This is a genomic window from Streptomyces sp. G5(2025) (assembly GCF_049542075.1).
Classification (GTDB): Bacteria; Actinomycetota; Actinomycetes; order Streptomycetales; family Streptomycetaceae; genus Streptomyces.
In genome coordinates this window covers 828,236-850,641 of the sequence record NZ_JBMUZT010000002.1, presented here as the reverse complement: position 1 = coordinate 850,641, position 22,406 = coordinate 828,236, and the positions used below count along the sequence as shown (strand labels likewise).

The window sequence follows — 22,406 nt, the reverse complement described above, 5'->3', positions numbered from 1 at the left end:
CACCATCGGTGGCGGCTGGGTCGCCCACTTCCTGGCCCGCGGCTACGACGTGACCGCCTGGGACCCCGCCCCCGACGCCGAGCAGCGGCTGCGCCGACTGGTCGAGGCGGCCTGGCCCGCGCTCACGCAGCTCGGCCTCGCCGAGGGCGCTTCGCAGGACCGGCTGACCGTCACCGCGACCCTCGAAGAGGCCGTCGCCGACGCCCAGTTCGTGCAGGAGAGCGCCCCCGAGAAGCTGGAACTCAAGCGCGACCTGCTCGCGAAGCTGGACGCCGCCGCTCCCGCCGGAGTCGTCATCGCCTCCTCCACCTCCGGCTACCCCATGACCGACATGCAGACCGAGGCCGCCGACCCCGGCCGCCTCGTCGTCGGGCACCCCTTCAACCCGCCGTACCTGATCCCGCTGGTGGAGGTCGTCGGCGGCGAGCGGACCGCCGCCGAGGCCGTCACCTGGGCCTCCCGCTTCTACGAGATCGCGGGCAAGTCCGTGATCACGATGAAGAGCGAGGTCCCCGGCTTCATCGCCAACCGCCTTCAGGAAGCCCTGTGGCGCGAGGCCCTGCACATGGTGGCCAACGGCGAAGCGACCGTCCAGGAGATCGACGACTCCATCACCGAGGGCCCAGGCCTGCGCTGGGCGTTCATGGGCCCCATGCTCACCTTCGCGCTCGCGGGCGGCGAGGGCGGCATGGCGCACATGCTCGACCACTTCGGCCCGTCCCTGAAGTCGCCGTGGACGCGCCTGGAAGCACCGGAACTGGACAAGAAGCTCTATGACGCCCGTCGTCGCCGGATGCGACGAGGAGGCCGCCGGGCGGACCATCGCGAACCTGGTCGCCGAGCGTGACCAGGGCGTCATCGACGTACTGCGCGCGACGGGCCGCCTGCCCCAGCAGCGGAAGGACGCCAAGTGACTCCGGCCCCGGCTCCGGCCCCGGCCCCGGCCCTGCCCCTGCTCCACCGGCAGGTCCGCGCCGAGTGGATCGACTACAACGGCCACATGAGCGAGGCCTTCCACGTCCTCGTCTTCGGCTACGCCACCGACGCCATGATGATCGAGACCGGCCTGCACGCGGGCTACCGCGAGTCCACCGGCTGCTCCCTCTACACCGTCGAGGCACACATCCGGTACCTGAGCGACGTACCGGAAGGCGCCCATCTCGCCGTCCACACCCGCCTGTTGGGCGCCGACGCGAAGAAGGCGCGCTTCACGCACGAGATGTACGTCGTCGAGGGCGCGGAGGACGCACCGGCGCCGGACGCCGCCCCCGTGGCCACCACCGAGCTGCTCGCCCTCCACGTCGACCAGAACGCGGGCCGCGCCACCCCCTTCCCGGAAGAGATCCGCGAGCGCCTGACCGGTCTCACGGAAGCGGCCCCCGAGTGGGCGGGCCGCTCCATCACGGCCGTGCCGAAGGACGACTGACGCTCCGGCTCCTCACGCTCCGGCTCCTCACGCTCCGGCTCCTGGCGCTCCGGCTCCTAGCGCTCCAGCTCCTTGTGCGCCGTCTCCGGAAGGCGCAGATACACCACCGACGACGCGAGGCAGATCACGGCCACGTACCAGGGGAACAGGCCGGGCCTGTCGATCTCCTTGAACAGGGTGCCCATGTACGGCGCCGTGCCGCCGAACAGCGCGACGGTGAGCGAGTACGGGAAGCCGATCCCGGCGGCCCGCACCCGCGCGGGGAACACCTCCGCGTTCACGGCCGCCGAGATCGACGTGAAGCCGGTGAGCAGCACCATGCCCGCGCAGCTCACGAGCAGCAGCGAACCGAACGACCCGTTGAGGGACTTGAGCAGCGGCACGCTCAGGACCGCGAACCCGATGCCGAAGAACAGCAGCGGCGGCCTGCGCCCCAGCCGGTCGGAGAGCAGCCCGCCGACCGGCTGGAGCAGCGCGAAGAACGCGAGGGAGAGGGTGCCCGCGAGCAGCGCCTGGCTCTTGCTGATGTCGGTGTTCAGCTCGGCGTACGTCGGCAGGTACGACGTCCACGTGTAGTACGCGATGGTGCCGCCCGCCGTGATCCCGCAGATCAGCAGCGACTGGCGCGGGTGGTGGCGCAGCGCGTCGAACAGGCCGGGCCGCTCGCCCGGTTCGGCGGGCGCCCGGTGCGTCTCGTGGGCGCCCTGCCTGATCCAGAAGCCGACCAGGCTGAGCACCGCGCCCAGCAGGAAGGGCAGCCGCCAGCCCCAGCCGTCCATCTGCCCGTCGGAGAGCGTGGCGACCAGCAGGGCCGCGATACCGGAGGCGGCCAGCTGGCCCGCGCTCGTGGAGACGTACTGGAAACTGGAGAACAGGCCCCGCCGCCGGGGCCCCGCCGACTCCACGAGGAACGTCGTCGACGCGGCGAACTCGCCGCCCACGGACAGGCCTTGGAGCAGCCGCGCCGCGACGAGCACGACCGGCGCGAGCACGCCCACGGACGCGTAGGTCGGGGTCAGGCCGACGAGCAGACTGCTGCCGCCCATCAGCAAGATGGTGACGGTCAGCGCGGCGCGCCTGCCGCGCCGGTCGGCGACGGCGCCCATGAGCAGACCGCCCACGGGCCGCATGAAGAAGCCGACGGCGAAGACGGCGAACGTGGAGAGCAGCGGCACCAGGGAGTTCCCGGAGCTCTTGGGGAAGACCTGGTCGGCGATGTACGTGGCGAGGAAGGTGTACGCGTACCAGTCGTACCACTCCACGGCGTTGCCCACCGACGCGGCGAGCAACTGCCGTATCGGGCGCCGCTCGTGGGCGGGGGAGGCGTCGGTCACCTGCTGGTCGTGCTGTGTCATGATCACGACTTTCCCCTGTGGGGCGGCGCCCCACACGTCCTGTCCGTCAGCCGGACACAAGGCCGGCCCTGCGAGGCTCAGCCCGTCGTCGGCTTGTACGCGTACACCGCTGTCGTCACCAGACACGGCGCCGGCGGCACCACCTCGACCCGCAGGGTGCGCCGCGCCGAGTCGTAGTCCACGCCCTCCGTCTCGAAGGAACCCGAGCAGACGCTGCGCTGCGGCACCGCGAAGAGGGCGGAGACGCGGCCGGTCACCGGGCGGCCGTCGAGCGCCCGCTCCAGGTCGACCTGGAGGACCGGCCGGTCCTCGGGGAACAGCTCCCTGGACGCGTCGTTGGACGCGCACACCAGCCGGGTCGAAGAGACGAAGTCACAGCCCTGGATGTCGCGCACCGGCTTGTCGAGCGTGATCTGCCCGGCCTGGGGGAGCGCTCCGCCGGCCGGCGGCGTCGAGGGGTTGAGCAGCGGCGCGGGGAAGACCTGGAGCCGCTTCTGGCCGCCCCACTCACCGGAGACCAGCCACCGCGCGTCGGGCGAGACGGCGGCGAAGGAGTTGTTGAGCTTCTCGTCCGCGTCGAGCCGGTGCTCGTAGAGGTGCCGCTCGCCGTCCCGCGTGGTGACCGCGAACATCTTCGACGTCGCGCCGTCACCGCCCTGATAGGCGTCGAAGGTGTGGCCGTTCGCGATGTCGGGGTCGCCTATGTGCCCCCAGCCCTTGACGCGCAGGCCGATCGGTATCGAACCGAGGCCCCGGTAGAGGAGAGAACCGTCCGCGCGGCTCGCCAGCCCCTGGCTGCCGGTGAGGGAGTTGACGTACGAGGTGCCGGACTCCTGCCAGCCGCCGGGTGAGGTGGGGGAGTCGGGTGAGCCGGGCGCGGCCGACGCGCCGCCGCCCGTCATCACCGCCAGAGTGACGGCACCGAACAGGGCGGTTGCTGCCTTCCAAAGGGTCATCGGGGCGCTACCTCCGTGGGGGGTCGGAACGCTGCCGCGCCATCGTACGTAACGTGAGCCCCGGCGATAACAGTCCGACAGAAGGCGGTTGAAGACGTGAAGCTGGCAATTCTCGGCGGCGGCGGGTTCCGCGTGCCGCTCGTGTACGGGGCCCTCCTCGGCGACCGTGCCGAGGGCCGCGTCACCGACGTCGTCCTGCACGACCTGGACGCGGCGCGGCTCGAAGCCATCGCCCGCGTCCTCGCTGAACAGGCGGTGGGCATCCCGGACGCGCCCACCGTCACCGCCACCACCGACCTCGACGAGGCACTGCGCGGCGCCGACTTCGTGTTCTCCGCGATCCGCGTCGGCGGCCTGGAGGGACGCGCCGCCGACGAACGCGTCGCCCTCGCCGAGGGGGTCCTCGGCCAGGAGACCGTCGGCGCGGGCGGCATCGCGTACGGGCTGCGGACCGTGCCCGTCGCCGTCGACATCGCGCGCCGCGTCGCCCGGCTCGCCCCCGACGCCTGGGTCATCAACTTCACCAACCCCGCGGGCCTGGTCACCGAGGCCATGTCCCGCCACCTCGGCGACCGCGTCATCGGCATCTGCGACTCGCCCGTGGGCCTCGGCCGCAGGGTCGCCCAAGTGCTCGGCGGCGACCCCGACGAGGCCTTCATCGACTACGTGGGGCTCAACCACCTCGGCTGGCTGCGCGGGCTGCACATCAGGGGCCGCGACGAACTGCCGCGGCTGCTCGCCGACCACGGCCTCCTCGTCTCCTTCGAGCAGGGCAGGCTCTTCGGCGCCGACTGGCTCCAGTCGCTCGGCGCCATCCCCAACGAATACCTGCACTACTACTACTTCAACCGCGACACCGTCCGCGCCTACCAGCAGGCCGAGCGGACCCGAGGCGCCTTCCTCCACGACCAACAGGCCCGTTTCTACAGCGGAATGCGGCACCCCGGCACACCCGCCCTCAAGACGTGGCACGACACCCTCGCCGAGCGCGAGGCGGCGTACATGGCGGAGAACAGGGAAGCGGCGGGCGTGGGGGAGCGGGCCGAGGAGGACCTGGAGTCCGGCGGGTACGAGAAGGTAGCCCTGGCGCTGATGCGGGCCATCGCCCGGGACGAACGGGCGACGCTGATCCTCAACGTCCGCAACGGCACCACCCTCGCCGCGCTCGACGCGGACGCCGTCATCGAGGTGCCGTGCTCCGTCGACGCCAACGGCGCCCACCCCATGACGGTGGCCCCGCTGCCGGGGCACGCCACCGGCCTTGTGTGCGCGGTCAAGGCCGTGGAGCGCGAGGTGCTCGCCGCGGCGGACAGCGGATCGCTCGCCACCGCCGTCAAGGCGTTCGCCCTGCACCCGCTCGTCGACTCCGTGACGGTCGCGCGGCGCCTGGTGGCGGGCTACCGGGAGGCGCATCCGGGGCTCGCCTACCTGGGCCGCGGCTGACATCCGGCGGGGGCGGTGCGGTACCTGAGGCCTCGGGTGACGGGCGGCACGGTACCGGGGCCGCCGGGTGCCCGGCGGGCCTGAGATGATCTCGGGATGAGTCCTGTCGTCTCCATCGGTGCCGCCGCCCGCCGCCCCTGCACGCTCGTCGTGTGCCGGGGCTGCTGCTGCGGCGACGCCCGCAAGAACCCCGGCATCGACCACGCCTGGCAGCTGGAGCGGCTGCGCTCGGCGGCGGCCGCCTCGCGGGGCCGGATCGCGGTGCGCACGAGCGACTGCCTCGGGCCGTGCGGCCAGGCCAATATCGTCGTCGTCCAGCCCTCGTACGAGGGCCGCAGGCGCGGCGGCCGGGCGGCCTGGGTGGGCTTCGTCACCGACGACGAGTCCCTCGACGGGATACTCGCCTGGGCCGAGGCGGGCGGGCCGGGGCTCGCCGAGCCGTCCCCGGCACTCGCCCTGCAACTGGTGGATCCGCGCGCCGTGTAATGGGTCTCCCGCCTCAGCGGATTCCCCGCCGAAGCGGATCCCTCGCGGTCTAACCGGCGAGGACCTGGTCCAGGAAGCCGTGCAGGTTCCGCAGCGTCCTGGCGTTCTGCTCCTCCGGCGAGAGGCTCTCCTCCATGCGGCGGGCGAGTGCCGTCGTCTTCTTCCCGCGTACGTAGAGGGAGCAGGCCAGGTCCGCGCAGATGTACAGGCCGACCGAGTTGCCCTGGCGGCCCGCCGCACCGGCCTTCGGGGCCACGAGCAGCGTGATGCCGGAGCCGGCCTGCGGGGTCACGCAGACCGAGCAGATGCTGGACTTGAGCAGGCTCTTGCGCGGCCCGGTCGAGGCGCGCAGCGCGATGCCCACGAGCTCGCCGTCCCGCCACGTCACCACATAGCCGCGCTCGGGGGCCTTGGGGTCGCGCCAGCCCAGGAAGTCCAGGTCGGTCCAGGGGGTCTCGGCGAAGCCCGTCGGCAGCGTGAGCCTGTTCGCCTCGCCCTTCGAACAGTTCACGAAGGAGGCGCGGATCTCTTTTTCACTGACGGGTTCCATGATCCGGAAGATATCAACGGATAAACGGAACCGTCCTCCCATTTTTCCCCGGCCGCCCTCGGTGACCCTGGCCGGACCACGCACCCACCTCGATCACGATCTTTCCCCGGGCATGGCCGCCCTCCACCGCGCGCAGCGCCTCGTCGGCGCGGGACAGCGGGTAGGTCGCCGTGACGTGCGGGCGCAGGACGCCCGCACGGCGAGCCGGGCCGGCTCGTCCAGGACGGCGGCGGTCCGGGCCCGCGCGACGAGGGCGCCGCCCAGCTCCCGGACGGTCTCCTTGGCCGCCGCGGTGATCAGCTTCGTACGGTCGCCCAGCAGGCCCGCGATAGCGGGCAGGTCCGCGCCGCCGACCAGGTCGAAGACGCCGTCGACGCGCCCGCCGGGCGCCGAGCCCCGCACCCGTTCCGCCAGCCGCGGGCCGCGCGCCACATGGACCGCCCCGAGCGACTCCACGAACTCCCTCTTGGCCGCGCCGGCCGTGCCGACCACACGCAGCGCGAAGTGGCGCGCGAGCTGCGTCGCCGCGACGCCGACACCGCCACCGGCGCCGGTGATCAGCAGCGTCGACCCGGTGGGCAGGCCGAGCTGCCGCTGCCCGTCGTACGCGGTGGCGGCCGCGACCGGCAGCGCCGCGGCGTCCGTGAAGGAGAGGGCGTCCGGTCGACCGGGTTCGCCCGCCGCCCGCACCGCGACGAGCAACCGCCCCGGCCCGGGCTCAGGGACCGGCAGGTCGGCAAAGGCCTCCACCTCGGGACCACCGTGTGTGGGTGCATACCTACGCCGTGTACGTCCCGGACGGCGACATCACAGCCCCACGGCGCCGTCGATCCGCTCCCGGATCAGATCGGCGTGGCCGTTGTGGCGCGCGTACTCCTCGATCATGTGCACCAGTACCCAGCGCAGGGACACCGTGCCCAGCCAGGAGTTGTGGCCCTCGACATCGAGATCGGCCGCCCCGGCGACGAACTCCTCGGCGAACCGGACCTCCGCGCGCCAGGCCGCCCAGGCCTCTTCGACGGCCCCGGGCTCCGCAACGGCCCCGTCGAAGTCCTGGTCGGGGTTGTCCGGCGTGGCGTAGAGGGGCGCCGCGTCCTGCCCGGCGAGATCCCGGCGGAACCAGCGGCGCTCCACGTCGGTGAGGTGCCGGACGAGACCGAGGAGCGACAGCGCGGAGGGCTCGACGGACCGCCGGTCCAACTCCCGTTCCAGACCGGCGCATTTGAGCTCCAGAGTCGCGCGCTGGGCCCGCAGGAAGTTGACGAGCAGAGTGCGCTCGTCGGCGGTGGTGTCGGTGCCGTACCGGGCGTCGGACTCTTCGCCCGTGAAGAAGACGGCTCGTCTGCGTATGCTCATGTCCCCATCATGCAGGGCGGGTTCACTCGCACCTCAGCGACCCCGGTGACTCGGTGACCCAGTGATTCAGTGGTTCAGTGACCCCAGCGCCTTGTAGAGCGCGCCGACCAGGTGGACGCTGCGCAGGTCCTCGCCGGACGTGCCGGCACCCATGCGGTTCATCGTGTACGCGTACGAGACGCGGTTCTCCGGATCGGCGAAGGCGTACGAGCCACCGGCCCCGCCGTGCCCGAAGGCCCGGGGGTTGGGGCCCGCCTGCCCGAACTGGTTGGGCATGAGGCCGAGCCCCCACGACCAGGTCTCGGCGAGCGATGTCGTCAGGCGCAGCACCAGGTCCGGTTCGCCGGCGCCGCCCTGCGGTGTGCGCAGCCGCTCCACCGTGTCGGCGGTGAGCAGCCCGCCGCACGCCAACGCGCGGTACACGGTGGCGAGGCCGCGTGCGGTGGCGTGGCCGTTGGCCGCGGGGATCTCCGCGCTCCGATAGGCCGCACCGTTCACGTGGCTGAGCGGTAGGTAGCGGAAAGCCAGCGTGACCGGCGCCAGCGGGTGGTCGTCGAGGCCGCGCACCGGCGGTTCGGGGGTCGGGCCGAGCTCGCTCCCGGCTTGGCCCACTGCCGACGCCATGTCCGCGCACCGCCCGTGCTCAGCCGCCGGTGTCCCGACGAAGACGTCGGCGCCCAGCGGCCCCGTCACCTCCGAGCGCAGGAAGGCGCCCAGCGAGACCCCGGTGACGCGTCGCACCACTTCGCCCACCAGGAAGCCGAACGTCACCGCGTGATAACCCTGCGCGGTGCCCGGCGGCCACCACGGCGCGGTGGCCGCCAGCGCCTCGGTGACCTTCTCCCAGTCGTACACCGCGCCGGGCCCGAGCGGTTCGCCCGGCGCGATCAGTCCGCTGCGGTGACTCAGCAGCCACCGCACCGGGATATCCGCCTTGCCCGCCTGCGCGAACCGCGGCCAGTACCGCGCGACCGGCGCGTCCAGGTCCAACTCCCCGCGGTCCACCAGCAGATGGGCGCAGAGCGCCGTCATCCCCTTGGTGGTGGAGTAGATGTTCACCAGCGTGTCGCGCTCCCAGGGGCGGGTGCCGGTGCGGTCGGCATCACCTGCCCACAGGTCCACGACGAACGCGCCGTCGACGGTGGCCGCGACGGACGCTCCAAGATCGCCGCGCTCGGTGAAGTTGCGGACGAACTCCTCGCGGACGGACTCGAATCCGGGCGCGCAGGTGCCGTGGACGCGCACAGTCATGGACTCTCCCGGGCGGTGAGACGGATCGGGGCCTCATCGTCCCGCATGGTTGCCCGTGGCACCTACCCTTGGGGCGCGTCATGCCGACCGGCAGCGTCCTTCCGGTCAACAGTGTCCTGCCGACCGTCAGCGTCCTTCCGGCCAACAGTGTCCTGCCGACCGTCAGCGTCCTTCCGGCCGGCCCTTCCGACACGCCCGGGACGACCGCCGACGAGAAATCGGCCGAAGCCTTGTGTCGGGCCCGCCGAAGGTTGGACTTCTCTTCACCCGTCGGCCACTGGCCCTTCCGTATCGCTTGCTCCCCTTGGCACACTGCACCCGCTCGCGTCCCCCCACGGAACACCCCCACGAAACACCCCACGAAACACGAGGTCGGAATACACATGCCTGAACTCAATCGGCGCCGCTTCATGCAGCTCGCCGGCGGCACCGCGGCCTACGCCGCGCTCACCCAGAGCATCGCCCGCGCCGCCTCGCTGCCCGCGCGCCGCGCCACCGGCACCATCCAGGACGTCGAGCACGTCGTGGTGCTGATGCAGGAGAACCGTTCCTTCGACCACTATTTCGGAACGATGAAGGGCGTACGGGGCTTCGGCGACCCGCGCCCGGTGACGCTGCCCAACGGCAAGCCGGTCTGGAACCAGCCGAGTGGAGGCAAGGAGGTCCTGCCCTTCCATCCGGACGCCCAGAACCTCGGCATGCAGTTCATAGCGGGCCTCGACCACGACTGGGCCGGCGGCCACAAGGCGTTCAACAACGGCAAGTACGACCAGTGGATCCCCGCGAAGTCCGAGCGGACGATGGCGTACCTCGAACGGAACGACATCCCGTTCCACTACGCGCTCGCCGACGCGTTCACGATCTGCGACAGCTACCACTGCTCGTTCATCGGGGCCACCGACCCCAACCGCTACTACATGCTCACCGGCCACGTCGGCAACGACGGCAAGGGCGGCGGCCCGGTCCTCGGCAACCAGGAGGCGGGCTACGACTGGACGACGTACGCCGAGCGCCTGGAGCAGGCGGGCGTCTCCTGGAAGGTGTACCAGGACATCGGCGACGGCCTGGACGCCGCGGGCCACTGGGGCTGGATCGACGACGCCTACCGGGGCAACTACGGCGACAACTCGCTCCTCTACTTCAACAAGTACCGGAACGCCAAGCCCGGCGACCCGCTCTACGACAAGGCCCGCACCGGCACCAACGCCAAAGCGGGCGACGGCTACTTCGACATCCTCAAGGCCGACGTGAAGGCGGACCGCCTCCCGCAGGTCTCCTACATCGCCTGCCCCGAGGCCTTCACCGAGCACCCCAACTGGCCGGTGAACTACGGTGCCTGGTACATCGCGCAGGTCCTGGACGCCCTCACCGCCCACCCCGAGGTGTGGGCGAAGACGGCGGTGTTCGTCACCTACGACGAGAACGACGGCTACTTCGACCACATCGTCCCGCCGTACGTCCCCAAGGACGCCGCCCAGGGCAAGTCCACCGTCGACACGACGCTCGACTACTTCCCCGGCAACGCCTCCTACGCCGCCGGGCACTACGGCCTCGGCCAGCGCGTCCCGATGATCGTCGTCTCCCCGTGGAGCACCGGCGGCTTCGTGGACTCCGAGGTCTTCGACCACACGTCGATCATCCGGTTCATGGAGCGGCGCTTCGGCGTCAAGGAGCCGAACATCTCGCCGTGGCGCCGCGCGGTCTGCGGCGACCTCACCTCCGCCTTCGACTTCAGCGGCAAGGACACCGGCCCTGCGGCGCTGCCGGACACCGCCGCGTACGAACCGCCGGACAACAAGCGCCACCCCGACTACGTGCCGAAGGCCCCCGCCGGGGCGAAGCTGCCCAAGCAGGAGGCCGGCTCCCGGCCCGCCCGCGCCCTGCCGTACGCCCCGCTGGTGGACGGCAGCGCGGACGTGGCCGCCGGGAAGTTCACGCTGACCTTCGGCGGCGGCGACAAGGCGGGCGTCTGCTTCCACGTCCGCTCCGCCAACCGCACCGACGGCCCCTGGACATACACCACGGAGGCGGGCAAGACCCTCTCCGACACGTGGAACTCCGCGTACTCCGGGGGCGCGCACGACCTGTCGGTATTCGGCCCGAACGGCTTCCTGCGCACCTTCAAGGGCCCTGGCAAGAAGGCGGGCCCCGAGGTCACCGCCCGGCACGACGGAACCACGGGCAACCTCAAGCTGACCCTGAAGAACGCCGGCGGCACGGACGTGAACCTGACGCTGGCCAACGCCTACGGCGGCACGCCCCAGACCTTCAAGGTCAAGGCGGGCGCCACCGTGCAGCACACCGTCGACCTGCGGGCGAGCAGCCGCTGGTACGACATCACCGTGAAGTCCGACGCGGACGCGGGCTTCCTGCGGCGGCTCGCGGGCCATGTGGAGACCGGCGCCGCGGGCGTGAGCGACCCGGCGATCATCACGAGCTGAGTGCCGCGACCCGAGCACTGACAGGGGCCCCGGAGGGGGTGAAGCCGGGGCCCCGGGGGCGTGATGCTGCTCTGAACGTCGGCAAGTTCGTCCTGTTCGCCGCGGCTTCGGGTGACATCCGGGCGGCGGGGCGGATCGTGGTGGTGGAACTCCGGGACGCGGCAGGTGCCCTGGAGGTCGAGGTGACGCTGTGAGTGTTCCGACCGCCTCGCGAGGAGGTCACAACCTGGCAAGGGACTGGCAAACCGCCCGTATCCGGAAGGTAGGGTCACCCGGGTGACAACGCATTCGAACACACCTGCAGGCTGGCACCCGGATCCGCACGGGGCGCCCCAACTCCTCCGCTGGTGGGACGGCTCCCAGTGGACGGAGCACACCAGCGCGGCCCCCCAGGGCCAGCCGGCGCAGGCCCCGGCCCAGCAGGTTCCGGCCCATCAGGTCCCGCAGCAGCCGCAGGCCGCGCAGGGGCAGTTCGGTCAGCCGCAGGCCGCGCCGGTCGCGCCCCCGGCCGTCGACCCGGCCAAGGTGCAGCGCCAGGTGCAGCAGCAGGCGGGCGTCACGCCGACGGCGCAGGGCGGCGGCACGCTGTTCACCGAGCCGGTCCTGGTCGTGAACCAGAAGGCCAAGCTCATCGAGCTGACGAACGAATACAGCGTGATGGACCAGGCGGGCAACACGCTCGGCTCGGTCGTGCAGGTCGGCCAGAGCACGCTGAAGAAGGTCGCGCGCTTTGTCTCCAGCCTCGACCAGTTCATGACGCACAAGCTGGAGATCCGCGACGCGTACGGCCAGCCGCAGATGACGCTGACCCGTCCGGCGAAGTTCATCAAGTCGCGGGTGGTCGTCGAGCGCGCCGACGGGCAGCCGGTCGGCGAGATCGTCCAGCAGAACATGATCGGCAAGATCAACTTCGCGATGATGGTGAACGGCCGGCAGGTCGGCGCGATCAAGGCGGAGAACTGGCGGGCCTGGAACTTCTCGATCGTCGACCACGCGGACAACGAGGTCGCCCGGATCACGAAGACCTGGGAAGGTCTCGCCAAGACCATGTTCACCACCGCGGACAACTACGTCCTGCAGATCCACTTCCAGCTGCCCGAGCCGCTCCTGAGTCTCGTCGTGGCGACGGCGCTGACGGTCGACACGGCCCTCAAGCAGGACTCCCGCGGCTTCGGGTGACCGAGCCGCGCCCGTAGGTGTACGTATGTGCGTACGAAAACGGCGTCGGCCGCCCTTCCCCGCGAGGGAGAGCGGCCGACGCCGTTTCGCGTATACACGCCGCCGGTCAGGGCCGTGAAAGGTGCAGCGCCGCTGGTTCGACGGAGGGGCCGGGGATCGAGGGCAGGTACTCCGGAGCCTTTGGGACCGGCGCGGCCGCGAGGGTCCGGGGTGAGCGGGTGAGCACCATGACTCCGTACGCTGCCACCGTCGCGCCCGACACCGCGACGAGGATCCCGCCGGCGCCGCCCCGCAGCCGCTCGCCGAGCAGGGCCACGCCGATGACCGAGGCCGCCACCGGGTTGGACAGCGTCACCACGGCGAGCGGTGCGCCGAGGCCGCCGCGGTAGGCGGTCTGCGAGAGCAGCAGACCACCGGCGGCGAACGCCGCGACGAGCAGCGCCACGATCACCACCTGCGGACTGAGCAGCGGCCCCGAGCGGTCGGTCACGGCGACTGTCACGGTCTGCGTGAGCGCCGAGGCGACGCCGGAGGCGAAGCCCGACGCGGTCGCGTGCCGCAGCCCCGGCCGCGTGCCCGGCCGGGAGAGCGCCCCGATGGCCGCCATCGTCGTGGCGGCCACGACCAGCGCCTCGGGCACCGTCAGCGTGTCGTCCGGCGCCGGTCCCGAAGCGGTCAGGAGAAGCGCCCCGAGGCCGATGAGGGTGAGCCCGGTGCCGCGCCACTCCAGACGCGTGACCCGGCGCCCCGCGAGCCGCGCGCCGAGGGGCACGGCGGCCACGAGCGTGAGCGCCCCCAGCGGCTGGACCAGCGTGAGAGGCCCGTACTTCAGGGCGGCCACGTGCAGCAGCGCGGCGGCGGCGTTGAGCCCGACCGACGACCACCAGACGCCGCTGGCGAGCATCCGCAGGGCCCCGCTCTCGCCCTCGGTGACCCGCGAGGCGAGCCGCTCCTGGGCGACCGCGGCGGCGGCGTACGCGCCCGCCGAGACGAGGGAGAGCGCGACGGCGAGCAGGGTGGCGTTCACTGTCCGGCCCCCGAGGTGATCAGTTCGGGGGAGGGGCAGGGGCCGGCCGTGGCCAGGGGCTCCGACTCAGGACGGGCGTCCCCGGAGCGCCGTACGACCAGCGAACCGGCGGGGCGCGGCAGCCGGAGGACCGCGAGTGCGACGCCGAGCAGCGCGGTCGCCACGAGTGCGTCGAGCCAGTAGTGGTTCGCGGTGCCGACGATCACCAGCAGCGTCAGCAGGGGGTGCAGCAGCCACAGCCAGCGCCACCGCGTCGAGGTCGCGACGATCATGCCGACGGCCAGCATCAGCGCCCAGCCGAAGTGCAGGGAGGGCATGGCCGCGAACTGGTTGGCCATGGTGTCGGTCGCGGGCTTCGCGGCGTACACCGAGGGCCCGTACACCTGCGCCGTGTCCACGAGGTGCGCGGCGGTCAGCATCCGCGGTGGCGCGAGCGGGAAGCCGAGGTGCAGCACGAGCGCGGCGGCGGTCAGCGCGGCGAGGACCCGCCGCGTCCAGACGTAGTGCCGGGGCCGGCGCAGGTACAGCCAGACCAGGAAGAGCAGCGTCGCCGGGAAGTGCACGGTCGCGTAGTAGATGTTCGCGAGGTGGATCAGCGTGTCGCTGCTCAGCAGGGCGTCCTGCACGGCGCCCTCGCCGGGCAGCCGCAGCGTCCGCTCGGCGTCCCACACGCGGTGCGCGTTGTCGAACGCCTCGCCGGTGTGGCCGTTGGCGAGCTGCCTGCCGAATTTGTAGACGAGGAAAAGTCCTACGACGAGGAGGAGCTCGCGGACGAGGGGCGGTCGGGCAGATGTGTCCGGCTTCCGGACGGCGGTCGCGCCCGGCTCCCGGACGGTGATGTCCGGCTCCCGTTCGACAGGCTCGGTTCGGGATTCCATCCCCCGGCCCCTTTGCGTGATGACTGGGTAGTGCGGTGTGGAGCGAGGGATCGCCTCACTCATCGATACGCCAGTGTACCGATACGGAGGCGTACCGGTACACTGGCGTATCGATGAGGGCCGATCGAGCTGTAACCGAGCTGAGATCACGCTGACTCAAGCCGGGATCACGCTGAATCAAGCTGGGGTCGAGCTGGGATCGGGCCGATCCGGCCGCCGTACCGAGGAGAAGAGCCATGACGTCGACGTCGAGCCGCTCGAAGATCACGCCCGAGCGTGAGCAGGAGTTCTACGACGCCGTCCTCGACCAGCTCCGCGAGTGCGGGTACGAGGCTCTGACCATGGAGGGCGTCGCCGCCCGCACCCGGTGCAGCAAGTCCACGCTCTACCGCCAGTGGAAGTCCAAGCCCCAGTTCGTGGCCGCGGCGCTGCGGGCCAACCGCTGCGTGCGGTTCCAGGGCATCGACACCGGCAGCCTCGCCGGCGACCTGAGGGCGGCGGCCCGGGCCGCGGGCGAGCAGTCGGGGCGTGACACGATGCTGGTCCAAGCGCTCAGTCACGCGGTTCTTCAGGACGTGGACCTCCAGCGGGTGCTGCGCGAGACACTGGTCGAGCCGGAGCTCCAGGCCATGGACGCGATCATCCGGCGCGGCGTGGAGCGCGGCGAGATCGCCGAGGGGCACCCGGCGGTGGAGTTCGTCACAGTGCAGCTGTTCGGCGTGCTGCGGGCGAGGCCCATCATCGAGGGCGCCCACGCCGACGAGAAGTATCTGACCCGTTTCGTCGAGGCCTGCGTGCTGCCCGCGCTCGGCCTCACCTGATCGCGGGCCCGAGTCTGTTGGATGGCGGACTCGGGCCTGCCCGCGCCGCACCGTGGGGACGGGGGCGGCGCGCACCCCCGGGCCGGACGGGGTTCCTTTCTGAGCGGCGAGGAACCCCGCCCGGCCCATCGGGAACACGTCCCGACGGCGCTCGCTACACGTCCTGTCCGGCTCCGCCGCCCTCCCCCAGGGGCCCTGCCTTGATGCCCTTCGCGATCTGGTCCATGTAGGAGAGCGAAGGGGCCTTGGGGTTGTCGTCGATGCCCATGCGGACAATGACGATCTTCGTCTTGTCGGCGGGGGAGGGGAAGGCGAGCGACTCGACGTAGCCGTCGTCGCTCTTCGCCGTGACCGCCTTCCAGCGGACGTAGTAGCCCTTCCGGCCCGCGACGGTGATCGACTTGGAGGCCAGCACCTTGTGTGAGGTGATCTTGCCGTAGGTCTTGCCGCTGTAGCCGTCCTTCGCGTTCTTCTCGATGTCCGCCTTGGCGGCCGCCTCGGGCGTCTTCGCGTCGATGCCCAGGTTCTGGGCGGACTGGGAGTACGCGCTGCCGCGCGTGCACCGCTCCTCGAGGTTGCCCGGGCAGGGGATCGGCTTCGTCTGCACTCCGGCGCCCACCCGGGTCGTCCCGCCCGTCCAGCCGTCCGGTACGGGGATCTTGATGCCGTTCACCGGGTCATTCGCGAAACCGGGCTCCTGGCCCGGCGTCCGGGGCGCGTCCGGATCGCCCGGGCCGCCCGGCGACCGGGGTGCCTCAGGGTTCCCCGGCTCCCGCGGGGCGCCGGACGGCGGCTCCTTGGCCGTGGAGCCGCCCTCGCCGCCACCGTCGTCGTCGGCGGTCAGCGCGTACACCCCGCCGGCGATCCCGGCGAGGACGACCAGCACCACGCCCGCGGCTATCGCGACGCGCAGGCGCCGCGGTGGTGCGGGGGCCTGTGCCGGGTACGCCGGAAAGGCCGGCTGGGTCGGAAAGGCGTGCGTGCCCTGGGCGGCGCGCACCTGATCCGTCCACACGTTCCCGTCCCACCAGCGCTCGGTGGGAGGACCGCCGGCGGCCTGGCCGGGATCGGGGTACCAGCCTGGAGGAGTCATCTGCGTCATGGGCGCCAGAGTATGAGCCCAGCCTGAAAGTGGCATGAGAGGGGCCTGGAAAGTGAGGTTCCCGTCCTCCCGCTCAGGGGTCCGCCGTCCCGTGGTCTACCGCGCCCGGCTGCCATGGCCGTTGACGACCAGGCGGGCCGGGGCCTCCTTCTCGGAGCGCGTCTCGGGCCACGGCGTGCCCCGCCGCCCCGGCGTGATCGAACCCAGCACGCTCGCGTGGCGCGCCCCCGTGCTCAGCGGGTCCGTCCCCGGCAGCCCGTGCAGAGTCAGGAAACCGAGGACGGCGAAGGCGTACGCCTCCTTCGCCGCGGACGGCAGACCGAGCTCGTCGGAGGTGCGCAGGGGGACGCCGCCGCCCAACTCCGCCCGCAGGAACGCCATCAGCACGGGATTGCGCGTGCCGCCGCCGGAGACGATGACCTCCGAGGCCCTCACCGAGCGGGCGGCGTCGGCGGCCGTGCGGGCGGTGAGCCGGGTGAGCGTGGCGACGACGTCCTCCGTGGCCAGCGCCTCGTACTCCTTCAACGCCTTACGGAGATAAGGCAGATGGAAGAGTTCCTTGCCCGTCGTCTTCGGCGCGGGGAGCGCGTAGTACGGCTCGGCGAGGAGGCGGTCGAGGAGACCCGGGTGGACCGTGCCGCGGGCGGCCAGCTCACCGTCCAGGTCGTAGGCGAGACGGCCGCCCGTGGCCTCGTTCACCGCGGCGTCGATCAGGGCGTTGGCGGGGCCGGTGTCGAAGGCCGTGCCGTCGGCGGCGGTGATGTTGGCGATGCCGCCCAGATTCAGTGCGGCGGGGGCACCGGGGCGGCCGCGCAGCCACATCCGGTCCACCAGGCTCACCAGGGGCGCGCCCTGGCCGGCCGCCGCGATGTCGCGCGGGCGGAAGTCGGCGACCACCGGTAGCCCCGTCGCCTCGGCGATCCAGGCGGGCTGTCCGATCTGGAGGGTGCCGTGGACCTGGCCGTCCGCCACCCAGTGGTAGACCGTCTGGCCGTGCGAGGCGACCAACTCGGCCTGGCCGTCGCACAGTTCGCGGTTCGCCTCGACCGCGGCGGCGGCGAAGGCGCGACCGATGGCGGTGTCGAGACGGCAGACGTCGGCGAAGGTGGTCGTCGCGGGCGGCAGCGCGGCGGCGAGCCCGGCGCGCAGCCCTTCGTCGTAGCCGCGGCTGATCAGCCCGAGGGGGGTGAGCGTCAGCCGGTCCCCGTCGAGGGTCAGATCCGCCGCGGCGGCGTCGATCGCGTCGTACGAGGTCCCTGACATGAGCCCGATCACGCGCACGTGGGGGCCTCCTTCCCGGTCGGCTCGCCAATGGTTTTTGATCATCGCATCCCGTCGGCGGAGGTCGACGCGCCTTCCGGGGAAGCGGCACGGGGTGCGGTGGCATCTCGGCCGGGCGCAGACCCGCCGGAGCGCGCGGCACGGGCTGTGGGGCGCGCCACTTGGCCGTGGAGCGTGGTCCAGCGTCGCACGGAAGACGACCGCGGGGGCGGCCGAGGCACGGAGAGAGTCTCCCGCGCGGGGGCCCGGATGAGCGCCCGGCCTCTGCGCCGCCCATCCGCCGTGCGCCACGCGCAGCCGCGCGCGGTGGACGCGCCGCGGGGCGCGTTCGTTCGGGCATCGGCGCCTGGGGGCCTGGAGGGTGCCTAAGGGCGCCTGGAGGGGGCCTGGGGGCGCTAGGGGGGGGCTTGGAGGGTGCCCTGGAGGGTTGGGGGACGCGGTTGGGCGGGGGGCGCTTGTGGGGGCGTGCGGTTGGGTGGGCTGTGCTTGGGTGGGAGCGCGCTTGGAGAAGGGCCGGTGCTCGGGTGGGGGAGCCGGTGCTTGGGTGGGAGCGCGCTGGCGGGTGTGCGCTTAGTGGGCGTGCGCTTGGGCGGGTGTCCTTGGCCGCTGGGACGCCGCCCGTCCAGAGCGCGCACCGCCGAACGGCGCGGCACGCCTGCCGTAGCAGACACCTCAGCGCGCTCTGGTCAGGACGGTGTCCGCCTCTCGGCGGCGTGCTCGACGGAGGTGTTCACGCCGCCCGGCGGGGCGGTGGACTCAAGCGCCGCGAAGGTCCAGGCCGCCCGCGGGCAGCGGCGCGCCATGAAGGCCCGGCTCACCCACAGGCACGCGGCGCGCCGCCCAGATCCCCCGTCGGCCGGCGGCGTGCTCGGCTCAGGCCTCCGCGGTGAGGGCCCTGCCCCGCCACACCCCCGGGTCCCCCCACGCACACCGCAGCGCCCGCGCTTTCGTGAGCCACAGGGACAGGTCGAACTCCGCGGTGTACCCGATCGCCCCATGCAGCTGGAGCGCGGCGCGGGCCGCTCCGTACGCCGCCTCGCCCGCGGTCACCTTGGCGGCGGCGATGTCTAGGGGCGCCATGGTCAGCGCGGCGCCGAGCACCAGCGGCCGGGCGAACTCCAGCCTTACCAGGACGTCCGCGAGCCGGTGCTTCACGGCCTGGAACGCCCCGATCCGCGTCCCGAACTGGCTGCGCTGCTTCACGTACGCCACGGTCCTGTCGAGCAGCGCGCACCCGACGCCGAGCGCCTGCGCGGCCGTGGCGAGCGCCGCCCAGTCCGTCGCGTGCCGCGCGGCGGTGGCCACGGCCGGGCCCGTGGCGAGCGGTTCCCCGCCGGGCAGTGGGGCGGCGAGGCGGCGCGCGGGGTCGAAGGAGCGACGTACGCGCGCGTGGCCTGGCGCGAGCCGCAGCTCGGCGTCGGTCACGGCGAGGACGAGGCCCGCCGCGTCCGCGTCCAGTGCGTACGGCCCCCCGCCGGGCAGCGTCAGCGTCGTGCTCGCGGCACCGGAGGCGAGCGCGGGGAGGAAGCGCTTGGCCGGCCCCGGCTCGCCCAGCTCGGCGAGGCGCGCGAGGAGCGCCGCCGCGGCCACCGTCTCGACGGCCGGGCCGGGCACGGCGTGCCGCCCCAACTCCACGAAGGCGACGACCGTTTCGAGGGGCAGGGGGCCCACGCCGTCGTACTCCTGCGGAACCGGCAGCGCGAAGACCCCCGCCTGCGCGAGCCTCGCCCAGACCGCGCGGCCCCGCGCGTGGGCGCCGGTGCCCCACGCGCGCGTGGCCGCCACCGTGTCGGCCGCCGCCAGCATCGCGTCCAGGGAGCGCGCGAACTCCCGCTGCTCGGCGTCGAGAAGAAACCTCATCAGCGGCGCCCCTTCGGCAGGCCGAGCAGCCGCTCGGCGACGATGTCGCGCTGGATCTCGTTCGTACCGGCGTAGATGGGCCCGGCGAGCGAGAAGACGTACCCCTCCATCCAGTCGACGCCGTCGGTGTCCGCGAAGCCCGCCTCTGTCGCCGCGCCACCGAACGCCGCCCCACCGAACGCCGCCCCATCGATCGCAGCCCTGTCGATCGCCGGGCCGTCGATCAGTTCGCCGTCCGCGCCCAGCAGGTCCAGCGCCGTCTCGTGCAGCGCGATGTCGTACTCCGACCAGAAGACCTTGTTGAGGCTTGACTCGGCGCCGATCCGCTCCCCGGCCGCGAACCGCGAGGCATGGGCCCACGTGAACAACTCGTAGGCGCGCGCCCCGATGACGGCGTCGGCCACGCGGTCGCGCAGCGCGGTGTCCGCGGGGTCGCCGTACGCCCGCCAGCACCGCGCGAGACGCTCCGCGGAGGCGAGGAAGCGGCCGGGGGAGCGCAGCGTCAGACCGCGTTCGTTCCCCGTGGTGGACATCGCGATGCGCCAGCCCTGGCCGGGCTCGCCGATCACGTCCTCGTCGGGCACGAAGACGTCGTCGAGGAAGAGCTCGGCGAAGGCGGGCTTGCCGTCCAGGCGCCCCACGGGGCGGACCGTCACGCCGTCGGCGTCGAGCGGGAACATGAGATATGTGAGCCCTTGATGCGGCTTGCCCGCCATCTCCGCGGCGGTCGCCGCGCCCGCCTCCACCCCGGTCGCCGCGCCCGCCTCCACCCCGGTCGCCGCGCCCGCCTCCACCCCGTCCTCACTCGGCTCGCCACGGAAGAGCCCGAACGCGCGATCGGCGAAGGCAGCCCGTGACGACCACGTCTTCTGCCCGCTGAGCAGCCAACCACCCTCGGCCCGCCGGGCGGTGGAGCGCAGTGACGCGAGGTCGGAGCCCGACTCCGGCTCCGACCAGGCCTGTGCCCAGATCACCTCGCCGGTCGCCATGGAGGGCAGTATCCGCGCGCGCTGCTCCGCGGTGCCGAAGTCGAAAAGGGTCGGGGCGAGCAGGTTGATGCCGTTCTGCGAGACCCTGCCCGGCGCCCCCGCCGCGTAGTACTCCTCCTCGAACACGAGCCACTTGACGATGTCGACGCCCTGACCGCCGTACTCCTCGGGCCAGGAGACCACCGACCAGTGGTCGGCGGCGAGCTCGCGCTCCCACTCCCGGTGGGCCGCGAAACCCTCCTCGGTCTCCAGCGAGGGCAGGGGCACGGCCGGCACATGTGCGGCGAGCCAGTCGCGCGCCCGCTGTCTGAACTCGCCCTCCTCGGCGGTGAAGTCGAGATCCATCAGCGCCCCACCTCCCATCGGCCCTTCGCTGACATCCGCCCCACACTTACACCTTCCCTAACAAGTGTTTGGTAGATTACCTTGAGGAGGGCGAAGGAGTCGAGAGCCAGCACCGAACTGGATCGAACTGAACTGAACCGAACCGGAGGGCCGCTCATGGACGCACCCGCTTGTCCCGCGGGGCACGACCTGCTCGCGGGCCGCACCGCCGTGGTCACAGCGGCCGCCGGCGCGGGCATCGGCGGTGCCACCGCGCGCCGCTTCCTGGAGGAGGGCGCGCGCGTCGTCATCGGGGACGCCCACGCGCGCCGCACGAAGGAAGCGGTGGCGACGCTCGCCGAGGAGTTCGGCCCCGACCGGATAGACGGCACCGCATGCGATGTCACCGACGAGGCGCAGGTCCAAGGCCTGTTCGAGCTGGCCGAGCGGCGGCACGGCAGCCTGGACATCGTGGTGAACAACGCCGGGCTGGGCGGCACGGCCGAGCTGACGGAGATGACCGACGAACAGTGGGACAAGGTCATCGACGTGACGCTGAACGGCACGTTCCGCTGCACCCGCGCCGCCTTGCGCCGCATGCGGGCGAGCGGCCGGGCCGACGACGGCCGAAGCCACGGCGTGATCGTGAACAATGCCTCCGTACTGGGCTGGCGCGCCCAGGCCGGCCAGGCCCACTACGCCGCGGCGAAGGCCGGCGTCATGGCCCTCACCCGCTGCGCCGCGATCGAGGCCGCCCCCCACGGCATCCGGGTCAACGCGGTCTCACCGAGCCTCGCCATGCACCCCCATCTCGCGAAGGTCACCTCCCCCGAGCTCCTCGAAGAGCTCACCGCCCGCGAGGCCTTCGGGCGGTTCGCGCAGCCCTGGGAGATAGCCAACGTCATCGTCTTCCTGGCCAGCGGCTACTCCTCGTACATGACGGGCGAGACCGTGTCGGTCAGCAGCCAGCACGCCTAGGCGGAGAATGGCCGTGTGTCGAAACCGAAACAGAGCACCAGTGACCAGCCGGGCACCGGCAAGAAGAAGCCCCAGGTGAGCCCCTCGCCCGAGCGGCGCCGCGAACTCCTCGGCATCGCCGCGGAAGTCTTCGCCGAGCAGGGGTACAACGCCACCACGGTCCGTAAGATCGCCGACGCCGCGGGCATGCTCGCCGGCAGCCTCTACTACCACTTCGACTCCAAGGAGTCGATGCTCGAAGAGATCCTCCGCACCTTCCTGGCCGAACTGTGGGACGGGTACGACACCGTGCTGCAGGCCGGGCTCGACCCCCGCGAGACGCTCGAAGCGCTCGTCACCGAGTCCTTCCGGGAGATCGACCGGCACCGCGCCGCCGTCGCGATCTACCAGAAGGAGTCCAAGCACCTGGTCGCGCAGGACCGCTTCCAGTACCTGTCCGACTCGCAGCAGCGCTTCGAGAAGGCCTGGCTGACGACGCTGGAGCGCGGCGTCGCGGAAGGCGTCTTCCGCGACGACCTGGACATCCGGCTCGCCTACCGCTTCGTACGCGACACCGTCTGGGTCGCCGCGTCCTGGTACCGCCCCGGTGGAGGCCACAGCCCCGAGGAGATCGCCCGGCAGTACCTGTCGATGGTCCTGGACGGCATCTCCGTACGTACATAAGAGGCGCGCCGGCGCACGGCGCCCCACGACCGAGGAGCAC

The 22,406-nt window shown here is 72.2% G+C and carries 20 protein-coding genes and 2 pseudogenes; 10 read left to right on the top strand and 12 right to left on the bottom strand.

The window, feature by feature from the left end:
• Nucleotides 1–4: 4 nt before the first annotated feature.
• Together ACOBQB_RS04190 and ACOBQB_RS04185 are read left to right on the top strand one after the other, a co-directional pair.
• A pseudogene (locus ACOBQB_RS04190) lies at nucleotides 5–914 on the top strand (3-hydroxyacyl-CoA dehydrogenase NAD-binding domain-containing protein).
• A complete protein-coding gene (locus ACOBQB_RS04185) occupies nucleotides 911–1,426 on the top strand; it encodes a thioesterase family protein (protein ID WP_423588879.1) in 516 nt (171 codons plus the stop codon). Before ACOBQB_RS04190 ends, ACOBQB_RS04185 begins: the two are co-directional and overlap by 4 nt.
• A 56-nt stretch (nucleotides 1,427–1,482) precedes the next feature.
• Here ACOBQB_RS04185 and ACOBQB_RS04180 read toward each other — a convergent pair whose 3' ends face one another.
• Together ACOBQB_RS04180 and ACOBQB_RS04175 are read right to left on the bottom strand one after the other, a co-directional pair.
• On the bottom strand, nucleotides 1,483–2,781 hold the full coding sequence (locus ACOBQB_RS04180) for an MFS transporter (RefSeq protein ID WP_423588877.1): 1,299 nt from the start codon (nucleotides 2,779–2,781) through the stop codon (nucleotides 1,483–1,485).
• Nucleotides 2,782–2,858: 77 nt separating this feature from the next.
• Nucleotides 2,859–3,737 (bottom strand): hypothetical protein, encoded by an 879-nt coding sequence (locus tag ACOBQB_RS04175; protein WP_423588875.1) that lies wholly within the window; start codon nucleotides 3,735–3,737, stop codon nucleotides 2,859–2,861.
• A 96-nt stretch (nucleotides 3,738–3,833) separates the two neighbouring features.
• On the opposite strand from ACOBQB_RS04175, the gene ACOBQB_RS04170 reads away from it, so the two are divergent.
• A complete protein-coding gene (locus tag ACOBQB_RS04170; RefSeq protein ID WP_423588873.1) occupies nucleotides 3,834–5,180 on the top strand; it encodes a 6-phospho-beta-glucosidase in 1,347 nt (448 codons plus the stop codon).
• Between the two features lie 96 nt (nucleotides 5,181–5,276).
• Nucleotides 5,277–5,666 carry a (2Fe-2S) ferredoxin domain-containing protein gene (locus tag ACOBQB_RS04165; protein WP_423588871.1) on the top strand — a complete coding sequence of 130 codons (390 nt, stop codon included), beginning with the start codon at nucleotides 5,277–5,279 and terminating at the stop codon, nucleotides 5,664–5,666.
• A gap of 49 nt (nucleotides 5,667–5,715) precedes the next feature.
• Here the strand turns inward: ACOBQB_RS04165 and ACOBQB_RS04160 are convergent, their stop codons facing one another.
• The 4 genes and pseudogenes from ACOBQB_RS04160 to ACOBQB_RS04145 all read right to left on the bottom strand — a co-directional run bounded on the left by ACOBQB_RS04160 (nucleotide 5,716) and on the right by ACOBQB_RS04145 (nucleotide 8,823).
• On the bottom strand, nucleotides 5,716–6,216 hold the full coding sequence (locus tag ACOBQB_RS04160; protein ID WP_423588869.1) for an FBP domain-containing protein: 501 nt from the start codon (nucleotides 6,214–6,216) through the stop codon (nucleotides 5,716–5,718).
• Nucleotides 6,217–6,229: 13 nt separating this feature from the next.
• Nucleotides 6,230–6,966 (bottom strand): annotated as a pseudogene (locus ACOBQB_RS04155) (zinc-binding dehydrogenase).
• Between the two features lie 57 nt (nucleotides 6,967–7,023).
• Entirely contained in the window at nucleotides 7,024–7,572 is a 549-nt protein-coding gene (locus ACOBQB_RS04150; protein ID WP_423588868.1) for a DinB family protein, read from the bottom strand.
• 66 nt (nucleotides 7,573–7,638) lie between these two features.
• The gene (locus tag ACOBQB_RS04145; RefSeq protein ID WP_423588866.1) at nucleotides 7,639–8,823 is read right to left on the bottom strand and encodes a serine hydrolase domain-containing protein; all 1,185 of its coding nucleotides are present in this window, start codon (nucleotides 8,821–8,823) and stop codon (nucleotides 7,639–7,641) included.
• Between the two features lie 383 nt (nucleotides 8,824–9,206).
• Between ACOBQB_RS04145 and ACOBQB_RS04140 the strand changes: the two genes are divergently transcribed.
• The 3 genes from ACOBQB_RS04140 (at nucleotide 9,207) to ACOBQB_RS04130 (ending at nucleotide 12,443) form a co-directional block, all read left to right on the top strand.
• Entirely contained in the window at nucleotides 9,207–11,264 is a 2,058-nt protein-coding gene (locus ACOBQB_RS04140; protein ID WP_423588864.1) for a phosphocholine-specific phospholipase C, read from the top strand.
• Nucleotides 11,265–11,302: 38 nt separating this feature from the next.
• A complete protein-coding gene (locus ACOBQB_RS04135) occupies nucleotides 11,303–11,458 on the top strand; it encodes a hypothetical protein (protein WP_423588862.1) in 156 nt (51 codons plus the stop codon).
• 82 nt (nucleotides 11,459–11,540) lie between these two features.
• The gene (locus ACOBQB_RS04130; RefSeq protein ID WP_423588861.1) at nucleotides 11,541–12,443 is read left to right on the top strand and encodes a phospholipid scramblase-related protein; all 903 of its coding nucleotides are present in this window, start codon (nucleotides 11,541–11,543) and stop codon (nucleotides 12,441–12,443) included.
• A 106-nt stretch (nucleotides 12,444–12,549) separates the two neighbouring features.
• On the opposite strand, the gene ACOBQB_RS04125 is transcribed toward ACOBQB_RS04130, so the two are convergent.
• Entirely contained in the window at nucleotides 12,550–13,470 is a 921-nt protein-coding gene (locus tag ACOBQB_RS04125; RefSeq protein ID WP_423588860.1) for a DMT family transporter, read from the bottom strand.
• On the bottom strand, nucleotides 13,467–14,348 hold the full coding sequence (locus tag ACOBQB_RS04120; protein ID WP_423588858.1) for a phosphatase PAP2 family protein: 882 nt from the start codon (nucleotides 14,346–14,348) through the stop codon (nucleotides 13,467–13,469). The genes ACOBQB_RS04125 and ACOBQB_RS04120 overlap by 4 nt, the downstream gene beginning before the upstream one ends.
• A gap of 236 nt (nucleotides 14,349–14,584) precedes the next feature.
• Here ACOBQB_RS04120 and ACOBQB_RS04115 point away from each other — a divergent pair, with 236 nt between their 5' ends.
• Nucleotides 14,585–15,169: a TetR/AcrR family transcriptional regulator gene (locus ACOBQB_RS04115; RefSeq protein WP_423588856.1), complete on the top strand. Its 585-nt coding sequence runs from the start codon at nucleotides 14,585–14,587 to the stop codon at nucleotides 15,167–15,169.
• Between the two features lie 154 nt (nucleotides 15,170–15,323).
• Here the strand turns inward: ACOBQB_RS04115 and ACOBQB_RS04110 are convergent, their stop codons facing one another.
• The 4 genes from ACOBQB_RS04110 to ACOBQB_RS04095 all read right to left on the bottom strand — a co-directional run bounded on the left by ACOBQB_RS04110 (nucleotide 15,324) and on the right by ACOBQB_RS04095 (nucleotide 20,746).
• Nucleotides 15,324–16,271, bottom strand: a complete 948-nt coding sequence (locus ACOBQB_RS04110; RefSeq protein WP_423588854.1) for a DUF2510 domain-containing protein — start codon at nucleotides 16,269–16,271, stop codon at nucleotides 15,324–15,326.
• Nucleotides 16,272–16,367: 96 nt separating this feature from the next.
• Nucleotides 16,368–17,552 (bottom strand): anhydro-N-acetylmuramic acid kinase, encoded by a 1,185-nt coding sequence (locus ACOBQB_RS04105; RefSeq protein WP_423588853.1) that lies wholly within the window; start codon nucleotides 17,550–17,552, stop codon nucleotides 16,368–16,370.
• An 873-nt stretch (nucleotides 17,553–18,425) separates the two neighbouring features.
• The gene (locus ACOBQB_RS04100; RefSeq protein WP_423588852.1) at nucleotides 18,426–19,412 is read right to left on the bottom strand and encodes an acyl-CoA dehydrogenase family protein; all 987 of its coding nucleotides are present in this window, start codon (nucleotides 19,410–19,412) and stop codon (nucleotides 18,426–18,428) included.
• Nucleotides 19,412–20,746, bottom strand: coding sequence for an acyl-CoA dehydrogenase family protein (locus ACOBQB_RS04095; RefSeq protein WP_423588851.1), 1,335 nt, complete (start codon nucleotides 20,744–20,746; stop codon nucleotides 19,412–19,414). Before ACOBQB_RS04095 ends, ACOBQB_RS04100 begins: the two co-directional genes overlap by 1 nt.
• A 156-nt stretch (nucleotides 20,747–20,902) precedes the next feature.
• Here ACOBQB_RS04095 and ACOBQB_RS04090 point away from each other — a divergent pair, with 156 nt between their 5' ends.
• Together ACOBQB_RS04090 and ACOBQB_RS04085 are read left to right on the top strand one after the other, a co-directional pair.
• Complete coding sequence (locus ACOBQB_RS04090) at nucleotides 20,903–21,703, top strand: SDR family oxidoreductase (RefSeq protein ID WP_423588849.1); 801 nt, start codon at nucleotides 20,903–20,905, stop codon at nucleotides 21,701–21,703.
• Between the two features lie 15 nt (nucleotides 21,704–21,718).
• A complete protein-coding gene (locus ACOBQB_RS04085) occupies nucleotides 21,719–22,366 on the top strand; it encodes a TetR/AcrR family transcriptional regulator (protein WP_423588847.1) in 648 nt (215 codons plus the stop codon).
• The last annotated feature ends 40 nt before the right edge of the window (nucleotides 22,367–22,406 follow it).